Source organism: Methylobacterium crusticola (assembly GCF_003574465.1).
Classification (GTDB): Bacteria; Pseudomonadota; Alphaproteobacteria; order Rhizobiales; family Beijerinckiaceae; genus Methylobacterium; species Methylobacterium crusticola.
The window spans coordinates 1-8,595 of sequence record NZ_KZ984651.1 but is presented as its reverse complement, the minus strand read 5'-3'; the positions used below and the strand labels follow the sequence as shown (position 1 = coordinate 8,595).

Annotated in this window: 8 protein-coding genes; 5 read left to right on the top strand and 3 right to left on the bottom strand. The window is 74.3% G+C overall.

The window, feature by feature from the left end; translation table 11 throughout:
* Nucleotides 1-98 precede the first annotated feature (98 nt).
* The 4 genes from DT057_RS05055 to DT057_RS05040 are packed head-to-tail and all read left to right on the top strand — an operon-like array spanning nt 99 to nt 3,501.
* Nucleotides 99-1,601 (top strand): 6-hydroxynicotinate reductase, encoded by a 1,503-nt coding sequence (locus DT057_RS05055; RefSeq protein WP_128561025.1) that lies wholly within the window; start codon nt 99-101, stop codon nt 1,599-1,601.
* Nucleotides 1,598-2,065, top strand: a complete 468-nt coding sequence (locus DT057_RS05050; protein ID WP_128561024.1) for a MarR family winged helix-turn-helix transcriptional regulator — start codon at nt 1,598-1,600, stop codon at nt 2,063-2,065. Before DT057_RS05055 ends, DT057_RS05050 begins: the two co-directional genes overlap by 4 nt.
* Nucleotides 2,066-2,071: 6 nt before the next feature.
* The gene (locus tag DT057_RS05045; protein ID WP_128561023.1) at nt 2,072-2,926 is read left to right on the top strand and encodes a UPF0280 family protein; all 855 of its coding nucleotides are present in this window, start codon (nt 2,072-2,074) and stop codon (nt 2,924-2,926) included.
* On the top strand, nt 2,923-3,501 hold the full coding sequence (locus DT057_RS05040; RefSeq protein WP_128561022.1) for an amino acid synthesis family protein: 579 nt from the start codon (nt 2,923-2,925) through the stop codon (nt 3,499-3,501). The genes DT057_RS05045 and DT057_RS05040 overlap by 4 nt, the downstream gene beginning before the upstream one ends.
* A gap of 167 nt (nt 3,502-3,668) precedes the next feature.
* Here the strand turns inward: DT057_RS05040 and DT057_RS05035 are convergent, their stop codons facing one another.
* On the bottom strand, nt 3,669-4,664 hold the full coding sequence (locus tag DT057_RS05035; protein ID WP_308220161.1) for a 2-hydroxyacid dehydrogenase: 996 nt from the start codon (nt 4,662-4,664) through the stop codon (nt 3,669-3,671).
* A gap of 561 nt (nt 4,665-5,225) precedes the next feature.
* Between DT057_RS05035 and DT057_RS05030 the strand changes: the two genes are divergently transcribed.
* A complete protein-coding gene (locus DT057_RS05030; RefSeq protein ID WP_128561021.1) occupies nt 5,226-5,909 on the top strand; it encodes a response regulator transcription factor in 684 nt (227 codons plus the stop codon).
* A 204-nt stretch (nt 5,910-6,113) separates the two neighbouring features.
* Here the strand turns inward: DT057_RS05030 and DT057_RS05025 are convergent, their stop codons facing one another.
* Nucleotides 6,114-7,553 carry a flagellin N-terminal helical domain-containing protein gene (locus DT057_RS05025; RefSeq protein WP_128561020.1) on the bottom strand — a complete coding sequence of 480 codons (1,440 nt, stop codon included), beginning with the start codon at nt 7,551-7,553 and terminating at the stop codon, nt 6,114-6,116.
* A 387-nt stretch (nt 7,554-7,940) separates the two neighbouring features.
* Nucleotides 7,941-8,255, bottom strand: a complete 315-nt coding sequence (locus tag DT057_RS05020) for a PilZ domain-containing protein (protein WP_128561019.1) — start codon at nt 8,253-8,255, stop codon at nt 7,941-7,943.
* Nucleotides 8,256-8,595 lie beyond the last annotated feature (340 nt).

Below are 8,595 nucleotides of genomic sequence, written 5' to 3'. Positions count from 1 at the left end.
GGCGGCCGCCCCCGCCCGCGGGACCCGGCCGCGGCCGGGCGCGACCCCGCATCCCCCTCCCCTCTCCCGCCCGGGAGAGGGCAAGCGCGGAGCCTGCCATGAGCGCCGACGCCCTCTCCCCCGCCGCGCGCTCGACGAAGTTCGGGGCCGCGGAAGCCGACGGCATCGTCCGCTGCGACGCCTGCCCGGTGCTGTGCCGCATCCGGCCCGGCCGCTCGGGCGCCTGCGCGCGCTACGCCAACGAGGACGGCCACCTCGTGCGCACCGACCCGGTCGTGCTGCTGCACAGGACCGCCGAGGAGGGCGGCCGCCTCGTGCCCTTCACGGCGGCCGGGTGGGACGGGCGCGCCCTCGATCCGGAGCGCACCTTCGTGACCGGCATCGGCTCGGGCACCACCTACCCGGACTACAAGCCCGCGCCCTTCATCGTCGCGAGCGAGCACGCCGGCGTCGAGACCGTCACGGTCGTGACGGAGGGCATCTTCAGCTATTGCGGCGTCAAGGTGAAGATCGACACCGACCGCCACCTCGGCCCCGAGCGCGCCGCGATCCGGGCCGGGGGCGAGGAGGTCGGCCACGTCACCACGGCCGAGTACGGCTCGCAGATGCTGTCGATCGGCGGCGTGCGCCACCTCACCGGGGGCTCGAAGAAGGAGGGCAACGTCGCCTGCGAGACGATGCTGCGCCTCTGCGCCGGCGAGCCCGTCGACCTGACGATCGAGGGCGGCCACGCGGTGGTGGTGCAGGCCGGGCAGGCGCCCGTCGTCGACGGCGTGCGCGAGCAGCGGATGCGGGTCGGCTGCGGGTCGGCGACGGTCGGGATCTTCGCGCGCCAGTGGCTCGGCCACGCCGACGAGGTCATCGTGGTGGACGACCACATCACCGGCGTGCTCACCGAGCACCAGGCCGGCCGCGTCCTCGCCATGCGCCCCTCCGGCATCCGGGTCCGGGGCCGGCGCTCGACGCCCGGGCGCTACTTCCAGGTCGCCAACCCGGGGACCGGCTGGGGCGGCACCGACATCGAGGACCCGCTCGCGATCATCCAGGCGATCGATCCCGCGGCGGCCTGGCCGGGCCTGCGCCTGCTGATGACCTCGACTACCGGCGAGCACGCCGCCTGGCTCGTCCTCGACGACGACCTGAAGCCGGTCCCGGCCGCGATGCCGGACCCCGTGCGGCAGGTGGTCGAGCGCATCGGCGAGAATTGCGAGCCGTCGCTCTGCACCGTGCTGTTCGTGGCCGGCGCCGGCGGCAGCCTGCGGGCCGGCGTCACCGAGAACCCGGTGCTGCTCACCCGCTCGGTCGCGGCCGGCGAGACCCGGGTCACCATGGGGGGGGCGCCGGTCACGGTCTGGCCCGGCGGCGGCATCACCGTCATGGCGGACGTCCTGCGCCTGCCGCGCAACGCGTTCGGGTCCGTGCCGACCCCCGCCCTCGTGGCCCCGATCGAGTTCACCCTGCCGCGCGACCTCTACGCCCGGCTCGGCGGCCACACGGGCGACGTGGTGGCGATCTCCGACGTCCTGCGGGACCTGGGGCCGGGCGCCCGGGTCGATCCCTGGCGGCCCGACAATCCCTGGCCGATGCGGGGCCGCCCGTGAGCGCCCCGAACAGCCGGGGGGCGGCGCGCCGGGTCGACCCGGAGGCGGTGCGCGGCTACAGGCTGGAGGACCAGGTCGGCTACCTGATCCGCCGGGCCCACCAGCGCGCCTCGGCGATCTTCGAGACCGTGATGCGGGACTTCGCGGTCACGCCGGTGCAGTTCGCGGTGCTGGCCAAGCTCCACGACCTCGGGCCCACCTCCCAGAACCTGCTCGGGCGCCAGGTCGGCGTCGACCCGGCGACGATGTTCGGGGTCGCCCGGCGCCTCGCGGCCCGCGGCCTCGTGGTGCCGGTGCCCGACCCGGCCGATGCCCGCCTCGTCCTCCTCACCCTCACGGCGGAGGGGCACGCCGTGGTGGAGGGCATGAAGAGCCGCGGCGCCGAGGTCACGGCCCGCACCCTCGAGCCCCTCAGCCCGGCGGAGGCGGCCGAGCTGAACCGCCTCATCGCCAAGCTCGGCTGACGCGCCGTGGAGGGGGCCTCCGTCCAGGCGCTCACGGGTGGCCGGCTCCACCTCCAGCACGGGCCGATCGACGTGGTCCTGCGCGCCTTCGGGGCGGAGGCCGCGACGGCGGAGGCCTACCGGGCCGTGGCGGCCCGATTCGCCACGCTGCTGGGCGAGCTCGCGGCCGAGCTGACGGAGCTGCGCCGGCCCATGAGCGCGCACCCGCGCGTCACCGGCCCGGTGGCCCGCCGGATGGTGGCGGCCTGCCGCGGGCACGCGGAGTTCGTGACCCCGATGGCCGCGGTCGCGGGCGCGGTGGCGGACGAGCTCCTGGCCGCCATGCTGGCCGCCGCCCCCCTCGACAAGGCCTTCGTCAACGACGGCGGCGACATCGCGCTCCACCTCGCCGGGGCCGAGACCCTGGCGGTCGGCCTCGCGGCGGATTTCTCCCGCGGCCCCGTCCCGGCCCTCGACGGGCGGGTGATGCTGCGCGCCGGGGACGGGATCGGCGGCATCGCGACCTCGGGGCGCCAGGGCCGCTCCTTCTCCCTCGGCATCGCCGACTCGGTCACGATCCTGGCGCGGGACGCCGCCACCGCGGACGCCGCCGCGACGCTCGTCGCCAACGCGGTCGACCTGCCGGGCCACCCCGGGATCCGGCGCGCGCCCGCCGCGTCCCTCGACCCCGATTCCGACCTCGGCGAGCGCCTCGTCACGGTGGCGGTGGAGGCGCTCGCCCCCGACGCCGTCGCGGCGGCGCTCGCGGCCGGCCGGGCCCGGGCCGCGGCGATGCGCGCCGCCGGCCTGATCCGCGACGCCGCCCTGACGCTCCAGGGCGAGACCCTCACCCTCGGCAGCCTCAGGGAGCTCCCGCCATGATCGAGATCCGCAAGATCGTCGTCACCGTCGAGGAGGTGCGCCACGACGGCGGACCGCCCCTCGCCGCCCCGGTGCTCAAGGGCGCGGTCGCCTGCGTGCTCAGGAACCCCTTCGCGGGCCGCCACGAGGCCGCGATCACCCCGATGATGGAGGCCCTGAAGCCCCTCGGCGTCGTGTGCGCCACGAAGCTCCTCCAGGCCCTCGGCGGCGACCCGGCCCGGATCGAGGCCTACGGCAAGGGCTCCCTCGTCGGCGCCGCGGGCGAGCTCGAGCACGGCGCCCTCTGGCACGTGCCGGGCGGCTACGCCATGCGGGAGCTGCTCGGCCAGGCGCTCGCCATCGTGCCGTCGATGACCAAGGTCGGCCCGATGGGCGCCTCCCTCGACGTGCCGATCCACCACAAGGACGCGGCCTACGTCCGCTCGCACTTCGACGGCATCACGGTGGCGGTGGCGGACGCCCCCCGGGCCGACGAGATCCTGTTCGCCCTGGCGATGACGACCGGCGGGCGCCCGCACGCCCGGGTCGGCGGCCTCGCCAAGGAGGGGATCGCGGCCTGGGACGGCCAGCGCTAGACGCTTCCCGCCCAGACCGGATGCCGGTTCGGCGCGAGGGCACGCGCCGCGACGCGGACCGGGAGCCGCGCCCGCTCCGGTCGCGACGTCCGCGGCGGCCCGGCGCGCCTCAGGCGCGCTCCGGCGGCCCGGCGCGCCTGAGGCGCGCTCCGGCGGTCCGGCGCGCCTCAGTACCCCCGCGCCGGGTCGACCGCGTGGCGGATCGGCCGGCCCGCCCGCAGGCGCCGGATGTTGTCGGCGACCTGCGGCGCCGCCGAGCCCGGCAGGCCGATCGAGGCGAGGTGCGGGGTGATCAGCACGTTGGGGGCGGTCCAGAGCGGGTGGTCGGGCGGCAGCGGCTCGGTGGCGAACACGTCGAGGGTGGCGCCGCCGAGGCGCCCGCTCGCCAGGCCGTCGAGGAGCGCGGCCTCGTCGAGGATCGGGCCGCGGGCGACGTTGATCACCTTCGCGCCCGCGGGCAGCAGGGCGAGGCGCGCCGCGTCGAGGAGGCCCCGGGTCCCGGGCGTCAGCGGCAGCATCACCACCAGGATCTCGGTCTGCGCGAGGAAGCCCGGCAGCGCGTCGTCGCCCGCCACGCTGCGCACGCCGGGCAGGGCCTTCGGCGTGCGCGACCAGCCGCTCACCGCGAAGCCCTGCCGGGCGAGCTCCAGGGCCGCGGCCGCGCCGAGCTCGCCGAGGCCGAGCACGCCGACCCGGACCGACCGCGCCTCCCGGGGGGCCCGGTAGGCCCAGCGCCGCTCGCGCTGCGCCGCCTCGAGCAGCGGGATGTCGCGGGCGTAGCGCAGCACCGCGAACAGGACGTAGCCGGCCATCATCCGCCCCATCTCGGGATCGGAGAGCCGCGCCACCGGCACCGCCGGCAGGTCGTCGCGCCCGAGGAGCGCGTCGGTGCCCGCCCCCAGATTCGTGACGAGGCGGAGGTTCGGGTAGGCGGCGAAGAAGCCCCGCGGCGGCTGCCAGACCAGGGCGTAGCGCACGCGCGCCGGGTCCGCGACCGCGCCGTGGCGCTCCACCGCGAGGTCCGGCAGGGCGGCCGCGAGGGCCTCCCGCCAGGGCGCGAAGCTGTCGCCGGTGCTGAAGAAGACCAGGGACTCGCTGCTCATGGTCTCGGCGCTGATGGTCTCGGCGCTCATGGTCTCGGCGCTCATGGTTTCGGCGCTCATGGCGGTGCCTCGCGGGTGGCCCTCCGGGCGGGGGCGGCCTGCCCTATAGCGTGGCCGCGGCGCCGGGGCAGCCGGCGGACGCCCTCGGCCAGGGCGCGCCGCGCCGGGGGACCGGCACCGCGTCGCTGCCGCGCGGCGCCGCCTTCCCCTGCGGCATTAAGGACACGTCGCCCCGAAACCTTGCGTCAGGCGAGGGCGCGGCCGCCGGCCTCCCTTGGCGCCCGCCCGGCCCCCACCGGGGGCGGCGGGATCCGGGCCAAGTCCCTGGTGCGGCTCGCCGACCTGCCGGCCCGGCCTTGCGCCGGGAGCGTCCNGTGCGGGAGGCGGCCCGAAAGAGCCACAACCGTGCTCCGTTAAGACAAAATTAACCATTTCGAACCGATTTTATGTTTAATCAATCAACCAGGTTTCGCACCCGCCGCGGCCGGCCGAACGCACATCTCGAAGCGTCCTGAGATGAGCGCCTGGTTTCCGCACTATCGTTGAAAAATCCAGCCTTGGGGATCTCGCAGCCGGCCGGGTGCGTGGACGTGAGATCTTTTGCCGATCTTGGGGGCCAGCGTGTATATCGTCGTCGACGAGCGGGAAAACGTGGCCGCGCACTACGTGGCGGGTTTCGGCGAGGAGGGCCTCGCGGCCCGCGGCCTGGCCGTGCGGAGCCTCGCGGACTGGTTCAGCGCGACGGCGGCGCAGGACCTGTCGGACGTCCAGGGATTCGTGCTCGGCGATTGCGCCGACCGCACCGGCTTCGCGGCGGCGATCCGCAGCCTGTCCCCCGCGCCGATCATCGCGCTGAACGAGACGCGCTCCCTCGAGCAGACGCTGGCGCTGTTCACGGCGGGCATCGACGACGTGGTGCGCAAGCCCGTCCACGTGCGCGAGATCATCGCCCGCGCCGGCGCGATCCGGCGGCGCATGAACCGCGGCGGGGCCCAGGCCGCCGCGGCGCCGGACTGCGACGGCCGCCTCGTGGTCTACGCCGACGGGCGCGACCCCGAGATCGACGGGGAGAGCCTGATGCTGCCCCGGCGCGAGCGCCACATCCTCGAGTACCTCGCCCGCAACCGCGGACGGCCGGTGACCAAGGGGCAGATCTTCGCGGCGGTCTACGGAGACCTCGAGACCGCCGTCGAGGAGAGCGTGGTCGAGGGCCACGTCAGCAAGCTGCGCAAGAAGCTCCGCCAGCGCCTCGGCTACGATCCGATCGAGGCCAGGCGCCTGGCGGGCTACACCTTCCAGGGGTGAGGGCGCGGGCGGCGCGCCGCCCGCGCGGGAGAACCGCGCTCCGGGTCCGGGAGCCGCGCCCCGTCTCCTGCCGAGACGGCCACGGCTCCACGTCCGTCGCCGGGTCTTCGGGTCGTCGCCAAGCCCGCCTCGCCGGCAAGCCCTTCTCGCCGCGACACGCTTCACGCCAGCGACGGACCGGTCTCCCGGCCGTCGCGGAACGCACTAGCGGAACAGCGAGAGCACGTTCTGGCTGCTGGAATTGGCGATGCTCAGGGCCTGCACGGCGAGCTGCTGCTGGGTCTGGAGCGCCTTCAGCTTGGTCGATTCCTCCTCGATGTCGGCGTCCACCAGGATGCCGATGGTGCGGTCGTTGGCCTTCATCAGGGTGTCGATGAAGGTTTTCTGACCATCGATCTGCGTCTTCTTGGCGCCGAGCTGCGTGCCGGCGTCCGTGACCTTCGAGAGGGCCTTGTCGAGCTGGGTGATCACCTGCTTGAGCGTGGTGTCGCCGGCGGTGCCGCTCGCGAGCTTCGTGAGGTCGATGCTCTGGACCGAGAAGTTGGTGGTGCCGTCGATCGTGTCGAGGATGCCCTTGACGGAGGTCGTGCCCGCCGCGGTGCCGAAGCCCGACGTCTTGGGGAGGACCGCGTCGTCGTCGCCGCCGCCGACGGCGTTGTCCGCGCCGAGGCCGTTGTTGGTGCCGAAGCCGATATCCACGGCGGTCTGCGCCGTCGCCGTGCGGGCGATGTTCTGGATCACCACCGAGCGGTCGGCGCTGCCGGCCGGCACGCTGCCGTTCGAGGTCGTCTCGAAGGTGAGCCGGCCATCGCCGTCGAGGCTCGCCTTGACCAGGCGCTTCAGGTTCGCCGTGCCCGAGGCCGCGATCTGGTTGTTGATCGCGTCGAGCAGTTCGGTCGTGGTGACCTTCGCCAGGTCGGCGACCGCCGCCTTGAGGCTGGTCTTGTTCAGGACGATGTTGGCGGTGTTCGTCGTCACGGCGTCGATCTTGGTCGAGATCGAGAAGCTGACCTCGTTGAGGCTGCTGAAGTCGATGGTTCCGGTGAGGGCCTTGGTGCCGGTGACCTGGGCGGCGATCGCCGGGGTGGTGACGGTGGCGCTCGTGTTGGCGTCGTAGAGGGCGATCTCCGACACGCCCACGTCGACGTTCGACAGGTTGATGGCGCCGTTGCTGTCGCGGGAGAAGCCCGCCACGATCTTCTGCGTCGCCTTGTAGGTGGCGGCGTTGGAGGAATCCACCGAGAGCCAGTTCTGGCCGCTCGACACCGACGAGTCGGCGGTCGCCTTCATCTTGCTCTGGATCGCCGCGATCTCGGTCTGGACCTTCGAGCGGTCGACGCCGGGCTGCAGGGCGGTCTGCAGCTTGGCGCGCAGGTTCTGCATGTCGGTGAGGATGCTGTTGAGGCCGTTATAGGCCGTGTCCACCGCCGACGAGCCCAGGCCGAGGGAGTCCTTCACGGCCGAGAGCGAGGCGTTGTCGGTGCGCACCGTGGTGGCGATCGACCAGTAGGCGGCGTTGTCGGAGGCCGAGGACACGCGCTGGCCGGTCGAGACCCGGTTGCTGGTGATGTCGAGCTGGGAGTTGATCCCCTTCAGCGTCGTCAGCGCGGTCATCGCGGAGATGTTGGTGAGCAGGCTGGTCACGGGCGTGGTATCCGGATCTTCGAGGGCAGGGAGGAGGCCATCCGGGCTCGCACCGGGGCGGGAGAGCGGCGTCATGCCTCCGGACCCGTCGCCGGGCCCGGCTCCACTGCGCATTGCACTCCGGGCTCTCACCGGGTCAGCGGGACGACGTCATGTCCGTAGGCGGGGAAGCCTATCCGCTGGGCCTGCATCGGGATCCGCCGGCCCGCGCTCGGGGCCGGCCGCATCCGATCCGGCGACTATGGTGATCTCCCCCTTATCAAGCGATTAAGCGGGCCCCGCCGGAGCCGCGATCCCGGTGCCCGGGGCGCGAACGCCTGTGGACAGGTTCCGGGCAGGGCGGGGCCGCGGTCTTCCGGGACGCCGGCGCGGCCCTGCGGCGGACGATCAGGGCCTGGCCGGGGGCGCAGGGCCGGGCGGCCCGAAGGTCACGCCGGCGAAATCACCGCGCCGCCAGCGCAGGCGCGCCTCGAGGGTGCGCAGGTCGTGGGCCGCGATGACGAGGGCGAAGGTCTCCGGCAGGTCGAACCGGGCGGGGACGCGCAGGCGCGCGCCCGCCGGCGAGAGGTCGGTGACCTCGCAGGCGACGAGCCGGTCCGCCCCCACCACGATCCGCCCCTGCTGGACCACGCGCCGCCTCTTGTCGGCGCGCGGCACCCGGCGCCCCGCGGCCCCGGCGGCATCGTCCTGCGGATCCGCCATGCTGCTCCCGCGCGCTCCCCGCAAGACGTCGGGGCCCGTCGGAGCCGGCGGCCCGGATCGTGGCGCCCGAAGATGTGGCGGCCCGATGCCGCAAGGGCGCGGCCGCTGCGTCCGACCGACGGAGGGCGATCCGCGGACAAAAACCTTAGCGGCGGCGTCCCGTCCTGTCGATGCGGGAAGGCCGGGGCCGTTAACTCTGCGTCAAGCGCGATCGTTCATGTCTCGTTAGCCACGTCCCCGACGTTTCCTCCCCGGCTTCCCTCCATGACCGCCTCCCCGGACAGGCCGCACCGGCTGCCCGCGCCCCGCCCGCTCCCGCCCGGACCGCGCCGGGCGGCCG